At 41.6% G+C, this 13037-nt stretch carries 17 protein-coding genes; 2 read left to right on the top strand and 15 right to left on the bottom strand.

What is annotated here, in order from left to right; translation table 11 throughout:
- Positions 1-15: 15 nt before the first annotated feature.
- From HNR63_RS11030 to HNR63_RS10990, 9 genes are all read right to left on the bottom strand, one after another.
- The gene (locus tag HNR63_RS11030) at positions 16-288 is read right to left on the bottom strand and encodes an HU family DNA-binding protein (protein ID WP_003394524.1); all 273 of its coding nucleotides are present in this window, start codon (positions 286-288) and stop codon (positions 16-18) included.
- Between the two features lie 259 nt (positions 289-547).
- Entirely contained in the window at positions 548-2026 is a 1479-nt protein-coding gene (gene spoIVA / locus HNR63_RS11025) for a stage IV sporulation protein A (protein WP_009373691.1), read from the bottom strand.
- A 124-nt stretch (positions 2027-2150) separates the two neighbouring features.
- Positions 2151-2873, bottom strand: a complete 723-nt coding sequence (locus HNR63_RS11020) for a hypothetical protein (protein ID WP_042535585.1) — start codon at positions 2871-2873, stop codon at positions 2151-2153.
- Positions 2874-2888: 15 nt separating this feature from the next.
- Positions 2889-3092 carry a DUF2768 domain-containing protein gene (locus tag HNR63_RS11015; protein ID WP_042535560.1) on the bottom strand — a complete coding sequence of 68 codons (204 nt, stop codon included), beginning with the start codon at positions 3090-3092 and terminating at the stop codon, positions 2889-2891.
- A 174-nt stretch (positions 3093-3266) separates the two neighbouring features.
- Positions 3267-4286 (bottom strand): NAD(P)H-dependent glycerol-3-phosphate dehydrogenase, encoded by a 1020-nt coding sequence (locus HNR63_RS11010; RefSeq protein ID WP_181520724.1) that lies wholly within the window; start codon positions 4284-4286, stop codon positions 3267-3269.
- An 11-nt stretch (positions 4287-4297) separates the two neighbouring features.
- A complete protein-coding gene (gene der, locus HNR63_RS11005) occupies positions 4298-5608 on the bottom strand; it encodes a ribosome biogenesis GTPase Der (RefSeq protein WP_042535557.1) in 1311 nt (436 codons plus the stop codon).
- 90 nt (positions 5609-5698) lie between these two features.
- Positions 5699-5881: a capping complex subunit for YIEGIA gene (locus HNR63_RS11000; protein ID WP_042535555.1), complete on the bottom strand. Its 183-nt coding sequence runs from the start codon at positions 5879-5881 to the stop codon at positions 5699-5701.
- The gene (locus HNR63_RS10995; protein WP_181520723.1) at positions 5878-6774 is read right to left on the bottom strand and encodes a YIEGIA domain-containing protein; all 897 of its coding nucleotides are present in this window, start codon (positions 6772-6774) and stop codon (positions 5878-5880) included. The genes HNR63_RS11000 and HNR63_RS10995 overlap by 4 nt, the downstream gene beginning before the upstream one ends.
- Positions 6771-7379 (bottom strand): YphA family membrane protein, encoded by a 609-nt coding sequence (locus HNR63_RS10990; RefSeq protein ID WP_327850361.1) that lies wholly within the window; start codon positions 7377-7379, stop codon positions 6771-6773. The genes HNR63_RS10995 and HNR63_RS10990 overlap by 4 nt, the downstream gene beginning before the upstream one ends.
- Positions 7380-7471: 92 nt before the next feature.
- Here HNR63_RS10990 and HNR63_RS10985 point away from each other — a divergent pair, with 92 nt between their 5' ends.
- The gene (locus HNR63_RS10985) at positions 7472-7576 is read left to right on the top strand and encodes a YpzI family protein (RefSeq protein ID WP_009373698.1); all 105 of its coding nucleotides are present in this window, start codon (positions 7472-7474) and stop codon (positions 7574-7576) included.
- A 45-nt stretch (positions 7577-7621) separates the two neighbouring features.
- Here the strand turns inward: HNR63_RS10985 and fni are convergent, their stop codons facing one another.
- From fni to HNR63_RS10955, 6 genes are all read right to left on the bottom strand, one after another.
- The gene (gene fni, locus HNR63_RS10980; protein ID WP_181520794.1) at positions 7622-8671 is read right to left on the bottom strand and encodes a type 2 isopentenyl-diphosphate Delta-isomerase; all 1050 of its coding nucleotides are present in this window, start codon (positions 8669-8671) and stop codon (positions 7622-7624) included.
- A 12-nt stretch (positions 8672-8683) separates the two neighbouring features.
- On the bottom strand, positions 8684-9823 hold the full coding sequence (gene rpsA / locus HNR63_RS10975) for a 30S ribosomal protein S1 (protein ID WP_042535547.1): 1140 nt from the start codon (positions 9821-9823) through the stop codon (positions 8684-8686).
- A gap of 148 nt (positions 9824-9971) precedes the next feature.
- Positions 9972-10553, bottom strand: a complete 582-nt coding sequence (locus tag HNR63_RS10970) for a lysophospholipid acyltransferase family protein (protein ID WP_009373701.1) — start codon at positions 10551-10553, stop codon at positions 9972-9974.
- Positions 10553-11230 carry a (d)CMP kinase gene (gene cmk, locus HNR63_RS10965; RefSeq protein WP_181520721.1) on the bottom strand — a complete coding sequence of 226 codons (678 nt, stop codon included), beginning with the start codon at positions 11228-11230 and terminating at the stop codon, positions 10553-10555. Before cmk ends, HNR63_RS10970 begins: the two co-directional genes overlap by 1 nt.
- 78 nt (positions 11231-11308) lie before the next feature.
- A complete protein-coding gene (locus HNR63_RS10960; protein WP_181520720.1) occupies positions 11309-11485 on the bottom strand; it encodes a YpfB family protein in 177 nt (58 codons plus the stop codon).
- Positions 11486-11539: 54 nt separating this feature from the next.
- Positions 11540-12199 carry a flagellar brake protein gene (locus HNR63_RS10955; protein ID WP_181520719.1) on the bottom strand — a complete coding sequence of 220 codons (660 nt, stop codon included), beginning with the start codon at positions 12197-12199 and terminating at the stop codon, positions 11540-11542.
- A 131-nt stretch (positions 12200-12330) separates the two neighbouring features.
- Between HNR63_RS10955 and prsW the strand changes: the two genes are divergently transcribed.
- Entirely contained in the window at positions 12331-13005 is a 675-nt protein-coding gene (gene prsW / locus HNR63_RS10950) for a glutamic-type intramembrane protease PrsW (protein WP_181520793.1), read from the top strand.
- The last annotated feature ends 32 nt before the right edge of the window (positions 13006-13037 follow it).

Genomic DNA, 13037 nt, shown 5'->3' with positions numbered 1-13037 from the left:
GCTGTATGTAATTTCTTACTTTACAGCATCTTTTAACGCTTTCCCAGGTTTGAAAGCAGGAACTTTACTTGCAGCAATTTCGATTTCTTCTCCTGTTTGCGGGTTGCGTCCTTTGCGCGCCGCACGCTCACGCACTTCGAAGTTACCAAAACCGATTAATTGCACTTTATCACCGTTTTTAAGCGCTTCTGTAATCGCGTCAAAAACAGCATCAACTGCTTTAGATGCATCCTTTTTAGAAAGACCGCTTGCTTCAGCTACCGCATTAATTAATTCCGTTTTGTTCATGCCATTCACCTCCTCCCAAAGCGTATGTATCATACATTACTTTCAGTTGTTTACACTTTCTATTGTTTCTATACATTAACATGCCTTATATTAACTGATTCTTGCTCATAATTCAACATTTTTTCAGCAAAATCATGCAATTTGCCTATTATTCTCCAAGGAGCCTAACATTTTCTGAATAAAGATTATCATATTGCTCTTTTTCACTGCAAGAGAAAATTTTCGTTTAAAAGCAAAAAAGACCCCAAATGGAGTCTTTTTATAAGATGATGGCAATGAGTCCACCGGATCCTTCATTAATGATGCGCTCTAACGTCTCTTTTAATTTATAACGCGCATTTTCAGGCATGAGAGCAAGCTTGGCTTGAATGCCTTCACGAACGATCGAGCTGAGCGAGCGGCCAAATATATCTGAGTTCCAAATAGAAAGCGGATCATCTTCAAAATCTTGCATTAAGTAACGGACGAGTTCTTCGCTTTGTTTTTCTGTTCCGATGATCGGTGCAAACTCCGATTCGACATCGACTTTAATCATATGAATAGACGGTGCTACCGCTTTTAAACGCACACCAAAACGTGATCCTTGGCGAATAATTTCCGGTTCATCTAAGCTCATATCAGAAAGCGATGGAGCAGCAATGCCATAACCTGTTTGTTTCACCATGCGGAGCGCATCAGCAATTTGGTCGTATTCCGCCTTCGCATAAGCGAAATCTTGCATTAATTGCAACAAATGATCTTTCCCACGAATTTCTACGCCGACAACTTCTTTTAAAATTTGATCGTACAGTTCGTCTGGGGCGTATAAATCAATTTCTGCGATGCCTTGCCCCATTTCAATGCCAGCCAAGCGAGCTTCATCGATAAAATCGTACTCACTAAATTGTTGAACGACGCGATCGACATCACGCAAGCGCTTAATATCTTTTACTGTATCGCGCACCGCTTCTTGATAGCTTTCACGCAACCAATGGTTTTCGCGCAAAACCATGACCCAGTTCGGTAAATTTACATTCACTTCTAATACCGGGAATTCATACAATGCTTCACGAAGCACTTGATACACATCCGCTTCACGCATTCCTTCCACGCTTAACGCTAATACTGGAATATCGTATTTTTCACTTAGTTGTTGCTTCAATGTTTCTGTTTCAGGATGTTGTGGACGAACGGTATTAATAATCATAATAAATGGCTTACCAACTTCTTTTAATTCATTTACAACACGTTCTTCTGCTTCCACATAGTTTTCACGCGGAATTTCTCCAATCGAGCCATCCGTTGTAATGACAACACCGATCGTCGAATGTTCTTGAATGACTTTGCGCGTACCGATTTCAGCTGCTTCTTGAAATGGAATTGGTTCTTCATACCACGGTGTATGGATCATACGTGGCCCATTTTCATCTTCAAATCCTTTTGCCCCTTGTACGGTATAGCCGACACAATCAACGAGGCGAATATTTACTTCCAATCCATCGTCTACTTTTACTTTTACCGCTTGATTCGGAACAAACTTCGGCTCTGTCGTCATAATTGTTTTTCCCGCTGCGCTTTGTGGCAGTTCATCTTGTGCTCGAGCTTTATCTGCTTCGTTTTGAATATTCGGAATGACAACAAGTTCCATAAACTTTTTAATAAATGTTGATTTGCCTGTTCGAACGGCGCCGACAACTCCTAAATAAATATCTCCGCCTGTTCGTTCGGCAATATCTTTAAAAAGATCGACCTTTTCCAACTGCCTTCCCTCCCTTATATTTAAAACATATGAGGACACTATATGCATATGTCGTTGTCCTAATTGTTTATGACTAAAAAAATCCCTTCTCTAAAATGTATTTGCTTAGAGAAGGGATCATGACTTATTTCACAAGAAAAATAGGTTCTTTTTTCTTTTCATCAATCGTGTAGGGAAGGGAATAAGCTGGGACAAAAAGCGAATGCTTGACAAGCAAGTCGCGAATATCATCTCCATAGCGATAGTGATGCGCCTCTGATTGCAATTTTTCATACAAGTCGATACGGTAGTCGATATAAATTTCTCCCTTGCCGTCAATAATGAGCGGAAGATTTTTTCCTGAATATGGGCTGACGACATAAGGCGGTGCGTCTAAACGAAGTTTTTTATAATCGAGCGTAAATACTCCTTTAGCGAGCACATCTTTAAATGGTGGATAACCGTGAGCGTCTTGATACATGCGAATGCGCAACTTTAAATCGCGAATGGCTTCCGCCGCACGCAAATCTAGCAATTTGACCGTCGGATTTGTTTCTACATCGACAAGAACGTATTGATATACCCCGCCGCTTTCAAACGCATTGCCCGGTGGTTCAGCCATATATCGCGGCACAAGCAAATTGAAATCAATCGGATATTTTTGATAAATGGGCGTAGACATATCTCGTGTTTTAATAGGTAACAAACCGCCTGTCGCCTGCTTATATTCATTTACTGCTTGTTGAACACGTTCGACTTGTTCTTTATATGGAATTTGGTTTTGCGCTAGCCGCTCTTGCGGGTATAAACACCCAGATAATAACACAGACACGACAACGATCATTGCAGAAAGTATCCACTTTTTCATCATTCATCCATCCTTCTATTCTTGCACCGGCCCGCTAAATACGACAAATACAATAATAAGGCCAGCGATGATCATACTTATGTATGCAATCGTCGCTAAAACAATTTTTACGACCTTATTTTTCACCTTATATCGACTAAAATAAATCGAAAATACAGCAACAAACATTAACCCGATTCCTGTTAACGAAATCCACATTTTTAAAAGACCCGGTGACATTCCTCTCCCTCGCTTTCTCTTAATTGCTGCATAAAAAAGCTGAAGTAAAGCGGGGCTTCTTTACTTCAGACGATGACTAAACATGCACCATCCATTCGAGTCTGAGAATGTTTTCATAGCATTGTATGCAACATACATAACAAAGCTCTCTTCACATGCCTATTTCAAAGAAAATTATAACGAAATGTTCGCTAAATCTTCAAGTTCCGACGTTTTCCCGCGCGCCATAAGCGAGTCGACCGCGCTTTTCACATCTTTTCTGTTAAACAAAACATCGTAAAGTGCATTTGTAATCGGCATGTCCACATTCATTTTTTTCGCTAGCTGATAGGCCGCTTTTGTCGTTCGAACACCTTCAACGACCATTCCCATATTCGCGAGCACATCATCAAGCGCATATCCTTTTCCAAGCAAATTGCCCGCACGCCAGTTGCGTGAATGGACGCTTGTACACGTCACAATTAAATCACCGATCCCAGTCAACCCTGCAAATGTGAGCGGATTGGCACCGAGACGGCTACCGAGACGAGCCATTTCTGCAAGTCCGCGCGTCATAAGCGCCGCTTTTGCATTATCCCCATAACCGAGTCCATCCGTAATTCCAGCAGCTAGCGCAATAATATTTTTTAACGCCCCGCCAATTTCTACGCCAATTAAATCTGGGTTTGTATATACGCGGAAATATTGATGATTCATAAATAAATCTTGAATGCGTTCGGCTGCTTCCATGTTTTTCGATGACACCGTCACGGTCGTTGGATGGCGTAAACTCACTTCCTCCGCATGACTTGGACCTGATAAAACGACGACATCTTGCAATTGTTCTCCCATTTCTTCTTCAATAATTTCTGAAATGCGTTTATGTGTATCCGGTTCAATTCCTTTACTAACCGAGACGATTGTAATTGGCTGTTTCAAGCACGTACGAACACGCTGCAACACTTCGCGAATCGCTTTTGTCGGAACGGCTAATACAACCGTTTCAGCCCCTTCAAGCGCTTTGGCAAGATCGGTATAACCAACAATCGCCTCAGGAAGATGAATATTTGGCAAATATTTTTCGTTCGTATGTTTTTCATTTATTTCATCCATTTGTTCTTGACGTTGTCCCCATAGCCGAACGTGATGTCCGTTATCAGCAAGAACGATCGCTAAAGCTGTGCCCCAACTACCTGCACCTAATACAGTAACCATTTTATCCCCCCTTAATTTCGTGGGCGTGCAATAATTTTAATTGGCGTTCCTTCAAATCCGAACGTATCGCGAATTCGGTTTTCTAAAAAGCGTTCGTATGAGAAATGCATCAATTCCGGATCGTTGACGAATACAACGAACGTTGGTGGCTTTACCGCTACTTGCGTCATGTAATAAATTTTTAATCGTTGTCCGTTATGCGTTGGTGTCGGATTCATCGCCACGGCATCCATTAGCACTTCGTTTAATACGTTCGTTTGAACGCGCATCGCATGATTTTCACTGACCATTTGAATAACTGGAAGTAACTTATGCAATCGTTGTTTCGTTTTTGCTGATACGAATACAATAGGCGCATAGTCAAGAAATTGGAAATGATCGCGAATTTTTTGCTCAAATTCGTTCATCGTCTTTTCATCTTTTTCAATCGCGTCCCATTTATTCACAACGATTACGACACCACGACCCGCTTCATGCGCATATCCCGCAATTTTTTTATCTTGTTCAATAATTCCTTCTTCTGCGTTAATGACGACAAGCACAACATCGGAGCGCTCAATGGCTTTTAACGCTCGCAACACACTATATTTTTCGGTGCTTTCATACACTTTTCCTCTTTTGCGCATCCCTGCTGTATCAATAATGACATATTCTTGGCCGTCGCGCTTAAATGTCGTATCGATCGCATCGCGCGTCGTTCCTGCTATATCGCTCACAATGACCCGTTCTTCACCTAAAATGGCGTTCACGAGCGAAGATTTCCCAACATTTGGACGACCAATTAAACAAAACTTAATGACATCCGCATCATATTCTTTCGTCTCGCGCTTTGGAAAATGGGCAACGACAGCATCTAACAAATCCCCGATCCCTAATCCGTGCGTACCAGAAATCGGAATCGGCTCTCCGAATCCGAGCGTATAAAAGTCGTAAATGTTTTCACGCATGTCTGGATTATCAATTTTGTTTACTGCCAAAACGACTGGCTTATTGGAACGATATAAAATTTTCGCCACTTCTTCATCTGCTGCTGTGACACCGTCCCGACCATTCGTCATGAAAATGATCACATCCGCTTCATCGATCGCAATTTCGGCTTGTTGACGAATTTGCGTTAATAGCGGCTCATCGCCAATATCAATGCCGCCTGTATCAATAATGTTAAACGTTGTATTTAACCATTCTGCGCTACTATAAATCCGGTCGCGTGTCACTCCCGGTACATCTTCTACAATCGAAATGCGTTCCCCGACAATGCGGTTAAAAATCGTCGATTTTCCGACGTTTGGACGACCAACGATTGCTACAACTGGTTTCGTCATATTCTCACACTCCTTCATTAAATTTCGAAACCCGAACAAAAAAGAAGCCCTTCGACTGAAGGGTCTAGCTTTCCCATTTTATCAAAAAAATCAATGTTTCACAATAATGAGCAAATCGTCGCTTAGCGCATGGGCAATCCCGTCTAAAATCGCTTCTAAATTCGCTGCGATTCGTTGCATTTCTTCATTGTTTTCACAAACGAACGTAACGCCGCCAGCCACTTTATGCGGCGACGTTGTAATGACCGCTAAAATCATTTTTTCTACAGTCATCGTAACACTCTCCCTGCTTGATTCGTTTCAGATTTCGTCGGCATGCGAATCGCATTTTCTAACGTCGGTACATTGCGAATGATCGCTTTTGCTTTTTCGACATCTTTTTCTTGAGGCAAAATAAAAATACCGACTCGTCCATCGTCTAAATCGCGTTTCGCAAGTGGCACAAGCGCTGGCGTACCTGAATCGCGGTATACGCCTAATGCCGTTGAAATATCATGTAAAATCGCTTGGCGTTGTCCGAGATTAGCGATTGTTGAGCGAGCATTAAAGTTTTTTGGTTTCAAAATAAACCCCATACCATACCGTAAAATCTCTTCCCGCCGCGCTTCTAAACCGATGTTCATAATATAAATATTGTCGACGTATAATCCCGCTCCTTTGAAATGCGGCTTCACGTATTCTACTTCGACAATATCGCCGAGCCGACTGCCAGACATAAGTTTGCGAGCAACGATAAAGGCAATCGCTGCCGCAACAATTCCAAGCCATATATTCCAAACTAAATAAGCGAACGTGCTTAAAAATGACGCAAAAATAACTAAATAGTTTCTCCCTTCAAAAACAATAGCAATTCCTTCAATATACGTTTTTCCGCGCGGAACGAGTTCACATTGGTCAAGTTCATTTAACGTATTTCGCTCCATATTGCGCACATCACGAAACTGTGAAGCAGCGAGTGCTAAAAATGTAATGGCAGCGAACTCTTTTTCCATAATGGCAGGCACTGCAATCGTCCCAAGCCCTGCAGCAATAAAACCTAAAGCAATATGAATAATTTTCCCATGCAAATACGTCGGATATTGACGATAATCTGTTTTTAATAAATACAAGCGGGTCAATACACCAATGGTTACGCCAAATAAAATCGGATACGTATATTCGTTCACGTATTAGCCTCCTTTGCTCGCTTTTGAAATCGTGCATCGATATATATTGGTAACTGTTCGAGCCATTTCCATAAAAATAAACATACGGTTGCTAACGCCCATCCATCTAAAAACGAAAGGGAACCGATCGAATGAGGAAAAGAAAATTGCTTTAACACAAATACGTATAAAAAATCACCTTGACAGCATCCGACCGTCAAAACAAGCAAGCGTTCATCAAACGATCGATATAGCGCAAACGAAGCAAACAAAAGCACAAATACAAGCAACCATGTCGCTTCAACAAACGCCCAAACCGGATCGAACAATAACAAAAAATGAAACGCAGCATACAACATCGTGACACTTGCACTTGCAAAAGAAAAATAAATGAAGGCTGTTCCTGTTTGTTTCATGACAAACGAGTAACTAACAATCAACATCAATATGTAAGCAAATGAAATATGAAAGGAATAAATCGTTATCTCATGCGCAGATAGGGTAATTAACAATAAAATATATAGACAAATGCGTAAACGAACATGATTTTTCGGAGCGAGAAACGTATACACAATCCATAAAAACCAAGAAACCCAGTAAAAATAACTTCCTTCCAACCATAACACCTCCACTTTCCATTATGTCTTATTTTTAAAAATTTAATCTTTGTATGCGAAAAAAGGGAATGGAGAAAATAAAGGACTAAGGAGGGATGAAAATGGGGAAAGATCGCCAAGAAAAAAAATTAAAGCAATCGCGTCGTGTCGAGTCCGATCGGGATCCAGCAAAAAATTTTAAAGGAAGCACAAAAACAGAACAGTAAATATACACATAGGAAAAGGTGTCCTCTCAAGGACACCTTTCTCCGTTATCGCTGGCTATAACGGGTCGTTTCAATGCCACGCTCCCGCAACCAATGGTATGTTGTTCCCGTAACGACGAGCGGGACGTTTTGCAAATCAGCAATCGTTCGAGCACCGAGCGCAGTCATGATGAGTGTTAAATCTTCGTGCAATTGATTGATTTCGGCAATTAACGCTTCCACTCCTTGCTCGATAAGAAGACGCAACATATAGCCAGCCATTCCTACCGCGGAAGCGCCGAGTGCAATACATTTCGCTACATCAAGCGCATGCTGCACCCCTCCGCTTCCAATAACACGGATGCGTTGAACTTCCGCTGCTACTTCGGCAATCGATGCCGTCGTTGTTATTCCCCACTCATTAAAATAAGCAAGCTGTCTTTCGCGTCGCTTATTTTCAATTTGCGCAAAATTTGTGCCTCCAAAACCGCCAACATCAACGGCACATACCCCTACGTTTTCTAACTGTCGCGCCGTTTCTTTACTCATTCCAAATCCGACTTCTTTTACGATAACAGGTACATCAACAGCAGACACAATTTGTTCAATGCGTGAAAGCGCCCCGCAAAAGTTGCGATCTCCTTCGGGCATAACGAGCTCTTGAACGACGTTTAAATGAATTTGAAGGGCATTCGCCTCGATCATATCGATCGCTCGTTTTGCTTGTTCAACCGTTGCTTCGCTCCCTAAGTTCGCAAATACAATGCCACGTTTATTGACTTGGCGAATAATTGTAAACGATTGTCGCTCTCGTTCATCTTTTAAAGCGGCCATTTGCGAACCAACAGACATCGCAATACCGCATTCGTTCGCAACATAAGCGAGCTGCTCGTTAATTTTTGTCGTTTCTTCGCCTCCACCGCCTGTCATCGCATTAATAAAAATCGGCGAACGCAGAGAAAGTTCGCCGATTTTTGTTTGCAAGTCAATATGGGCAGTGGAAATATTCGGCAAGCTATTATGCACAAATGTAATATCTTCAAACCCATGCAAGCGACGTTGTCCCGTTGAGAGCGCATATTCAATATGTTGTAGTTTTCGTTTTGCACGTTCCACTGCCATCACCGTTTATTTTAATTTTTTTAACTGGTCTCCGATGACTTCACCAATTTGAAATCCTGTCGTCGTCTCTGTTGACGTTGTATATTCATGATAGTCTTCTTCCACATCTTCTTCAAGCAACTCACGAATGCTTAACGATAATCGTTTTTCTTGTTCGTTTACTGCAAGCACTTTCACTTTGACGACATCGCCTTCTTTTAACACTTCATGCGGCGTGCCGATATGCTTTGTTGAAATTTGCGAAATATGAACGAGCCCTTCAACGCCCGGCAATACTTCGACGAACGCTCCAAACGGGGCTAAACGTTTCACTGTCCCTTCTAATACATCGCCTTCTTTTATTTTTTGTTCGATTCCATCCCAAGGAGCTGGCAATGCTGCTTTCACAGACAAAGAAACGCGACCGCTTTCTTCATCAATCGCAAGCACTTTTACTTTGACGACATCGCCTTCTTTTACAACATCTGACGGATGATCTACGCGCGTATGGGCAAGTTGAGAAATATGTACGAGACCATCAACCTCGCCGATATTGACGAATACGCCGAAGTTCGTCATGCGCACGACGGTCCCTTCAAGCACTTGACCAACTTGAATCGACTGTAATGCGGCTTTCTTTTTCGCTGCCTCTTCTTCTTCTACAACCGCCCGATGTGATAAAACAACGCGATTTTTTTCACGATCGAGCTCAACTACTTTTACAGTTAATGTACGTCCTTTATAGTCTGAGAAATCCTCGACAAAATCTTTTTCCACAAGCGACGCTGGGATAAATGCGCGAACACCGACATCCGCAACGAGCCCACCTTTTACAATATCTTTCACGACTACATCAAACGTTTCACCGTTTGCAAGCTTCTGTTCAAGCACTTCCCATGCTTGTTCTGCATCTGCTGCTTTTTTCGATAAAATAAGCGCTTCATCTTCTACTTTTTTCACTTTTGCGACGACTGCATCTCCGACTGACAGAACATCGCTTGCTTTTTCGATATGAAGACTTGATAGCTCGCTGATCGGGATAATGCCGACAAGCTTGCTTCCTTCCACATCAATGAGCACTTGTTTGTCTTCTACTTTCGTTACTTGACCTTTCACCGTGTCGCCTACTTCATAGACGCGCACATCGACTTGATTCATCTCTTCCATAGTGAATACCTCCTTACACTCCACACCTGCTCGACGACAGAAATATATGTTCAATGGGCGAACAACAATATGCTCGTCCATTTGACACAAAGAAAAAACTTCCTTTTTTACTAATCTGTATTAAAACATTCATTTTGTCAAGTCATAACTATTGATGTTCATGTAAAAGTTGTTGAATATGTTCCATAATGACTGCGGTCACTTCATCGGCACTCGCCTTTCTTTCCCGCCATGGTGTAAAGTCAATTGGGGCACCGTATACAACTTTTAATTTTTTTCCAATACGATAAGGACCGACAATCGCACAAGGCACGACAACCGCATCGCTGCGCAATGCAAAAAATCCTGCCCCGGCTAGCCCTTTTTTCAACTTTCCATCCTTACTTCGCGTTCCTTCAGGAAATAGCCCAAGTACATGTTTCTCTTTTAATAAAGCTAATCCTGTTCGCAACGCTTCACGATCACCCATTCCGCGACGAACAGGGAACGCATGTAAGCGAGAGACGAGTTGTTTAACAATAGGTGTGCGAAACAGTTCTTCTTTTGCCATAAAATGAACCGGGCGCGGACATGTAATACCGACAACTGGCGGATCTAAGTTGCTAATATGATTGGCACAAATGATAACCGCACCTTCTTTCGGAATATGTTCCACTCCACTAACTTCAATACGATAAAGCGGAGTAAGCACTTGTTTCACAAGCGCGCGGGCAAACGTGTAAAAACTCACTACCCCTTCACCCTTTCTTGGACAATGCGCATAATGCGATCAACAACTTCATCAATGGATAGCGATGTTGTATCAATTTCAATGGCGTCTTCTGCTTTTTTCAACGGAGCGACGCTACGTTCAGAGTCAATTCGATCACGCTGAGCAATTTCCTCTTTTAGTTGCTCTAAATTAGAAGGAATGCCCCGCGCCACGTTTTCTTCATGACGACGTTTTGCCCGCTCTTCCACAGAGGCGAGCAAAAAAATTTTTACTTCAGCGTGTGGCAACACGTGCGTACCAATATCACGACCGTCCATCACAACACCGCCATGCTGCCCTAACTCGCGTTGGCGTTTCACCATTTCTTCTCGCACTGCCGGATGTTTAGCAACGTACGACACGTTGTTTGTCACATCGTTTTTCCGAATGGCCTCCGTTACATCTTCACCGTTGGCAAACACAAGCTGTCCAATTGGAGACGGCTTTAATTCAATATATGTATCATGAAGGACGTTCATTAATTGTTTTTCATCATGAACATCTACTCCGCGCTGAAGAGCGCAATATGTTAAGGCGCGATACATCGCTCCTGTATCAATATAAACATAAGATAATGCTTCAGCTAATCGTTTCGCAACCGTGCTTTTTCCAGCCGCTGCCGGTCCATCAATCGCGATCGAAATTTTCTTTTCCATAATGCCTCCCATACATCGTTTTGTTTTCAACAAAAAAGCAGGAACACTCCTGCTTCTTATATTGTATCATACCGTTTATCATTGGTCGAATGTTTCAACCGTTTTCGTAGCGGAATTTTTCATTACCCCTTCGTAATGAATGACTTTCACAATATAAGGGGCAATGGACGAATGGGAAACGACAAGTTGGGCGATAAATAAAAAAATAAATTGAATGATCGCTAGCTTCCATAACATTCGTTCAATCGTCTTCATTCGTTTCTCCCTCTCTAATTTTTTTATTTTTATTATGGGAGAAAACGGCTATATTTATGCGTCCAACTGTTCTTTTTTCCTCGTTTCCAGCTGTTTTTCAAAGCTGTAACGAATCAATGTCAGACGGTCTACATCGTTCACTTCTAAAAATTGCAAAGATGCTTTTAAAACATTTTCTTCAAAAATGCGAACAACGCGCGCAAGAAAACGTAAATAGTGATAATCTCCTGAACGCATATGGAGTGCGAGCCAAATTTCAATGGTCATCCCGTGTTTTAACCCTGTTTCACCGTTTGGCAATACAATCGCTGCACCACCCGCACTTATATCGCTTGTCACAGTCGTAAATGGGACAAATTCGTCATTGAGCGGATGAACAGCCACGTCTACAATCGCATCGACACGTACAAACTGACGACGTTGAATACGAATAAGATGTTGATCCCCAGGATATGACAAAACAAGAAGCGGAATATTGCGCTTTGTTCGGCCTAACACTTCTGCTTCAAACGCATAAACCGCTTCATCTTCCCCGACAAAACTTACTTTTAATTGCGTTCCGTCGAGCAAAAATGCGGTGCGATTCGTGCTCATATCAATCGGATAATCAATGTAAATTTTCCCATATTCTACTTCTGCTACTTTACATTTGTATTTTTCCATTTTTTCGCTATATTTCGGTTCAATCGTTAACGGCACCCCAATTTTAATCAACGTATAAATCCCCCTCGCTAAAAACAGTTCTTTCTTTATTGAAAGAAAATACACCTTATAGCATTTTCAATTTGACAATAACATGATACCATCAAAATGAAAAGAAAAGAATTGGGAACGAGGAAAAAATGATGTGGGCTATTATTTCTGCAGGGATTGCTCCCGGATTAGCGCTGCTCAGTTATTTTTATTTAAAAGATGAATACGAAACGGAACCGTTATCACTCGTTTTACGCATGTTTTTATACGGTACGTTTTTAGTGTTTCCACTCATGTTTATTCAACACGTATTAAAAGTCGAGCATATGCTCCCAAACGCCTTTGTTGAAGCGTTTTTGTCAACAAGTTTGCTAGAAGAGTTTTTTAAATGGTTTGTTTTTTACTATGCGATTTATGACCATCGGGAATTTAACGAACCATATGACGGCATCGTTTATGGGGTAAGTGTATCGCTCGGATTTGCTACGCTTGAAAACATTTTATATTTATTTGCAAATGGCGTTGAATTTGCGGTTACGCGCGCCCTTTTACCTGTATCAAGCCATGCGTTGTTTGGTGTCATTATGGGCTTTTATTTAGGAAGAGCAAAATTCGGTTTACCTAAAAAAGAAAAAAACTATATATGGTTATCTTTTCTCCTTCCGTTTTTCTTTCACGGCATATACGACTATATTTTATTAACGCAAGAACGTTGGATATATTACATGCTTCCGTTTATGATTTTTTTATGGTGGCTCGCTTTGCGAAAAGTCAAACTTGCGAGAGGCATGACGATCGACATCACACAATCATCAAGCCAGGCATAACGCTTGGCTTTTTTATTTATGTGTATAAAAAC

The sequence above is a fragment of the Anoxybacillus ayderensis genome (assembly GCF_013761015.1).
Classification (GTDB): Bacteria; Bacillota; Bacilli; order Bacillales; family Anoxybacillaceae; genus Anoxybacillus; species Anoxybacillus ayderensis.
The sequence above is the reverse complement of the archived record's forward strand: the minus strand, read 5'-3'. Positions and strand labels throughout refer to the sequence as shown.

Bases quoted from the DNA above. Each gene is read 5' to 3' on its own strand.
- prsW (WP_181520793.1), top strand. From the start codon at position 12,331: ATGTGGGCTATTATTTCTGCAGGGATTGCTCCCGGATTAGCGCTGCTC.
- HNR63_RS10985 (WP_009373698.1), top strand. From the start codon at position 7,472: ATGGGGAAAGATCGCCAAGAAAAAAAATTAAAGCAATCGCGTCGTGTC.
- HNR63_RS11000 (WP_042535555.1), bottom strand. From the start codon at position 5,881: ATGACTGTAGAAAAAATGATTTTAGCGGTCATTACAACGTCGCCGCAT.
- HNR63_RS10960 (WP_181520720.1), bottom strand. From the start codon at position 11,485: ATGAAGACGATTGAACGAATGTTATGGAAGCTAGCGATCATTCAATTT.
- HNR63_RS11020 (WP_042535585.1), bottom strand. From the start codon at position 2,873: ATGAAAAAGTGGATACTTTCTGCAATGATCGTTGTCGTGTCTGTGTTA.
- der (WP_042535557.1), bottom strand. From the start codon at position 5,608: ATGACGAAACCAGTTGTAGCAATCGTTGGTCGTCCAAACGTCGGAAAA.
- HNR63_RS11030 (WP_003394524.1), bottom strand. From the start codon at position 288: ATGAACAAAACGGAATTAATTAATGCGGTAGCTGAAGCAAGCGGTCTT.
- cmk (WP_181520721.1), bottom strand. From the start codon at position 11,230: ATGGAAAAGAAAATTTCGATCGCGATTGATGGACCGGCAGCGGCTGGA.
- HNR63_RS11010 (WP_181520724.1), bottom strand. From the start codon at position 4,286: ATGGTTACTGTATTAGGTGCAGGTAGTTGGGGCACAGCTTTAGCGATC.
- HNR63_RS11015 (WP_042535560.1), bottom strand. From the start codon at position 3,092: ATGTCACCGGGTCTTTTAAAAATGTGGATTTCGTTAACAGGAATCGGG.
- rpsA (WP_042535547.1), bottom strand. From the start codon at position 9,823: ATGGAAGAGATGAATCAAGTCGATGTGCGCGTCTATGAAGTAGGCGAC.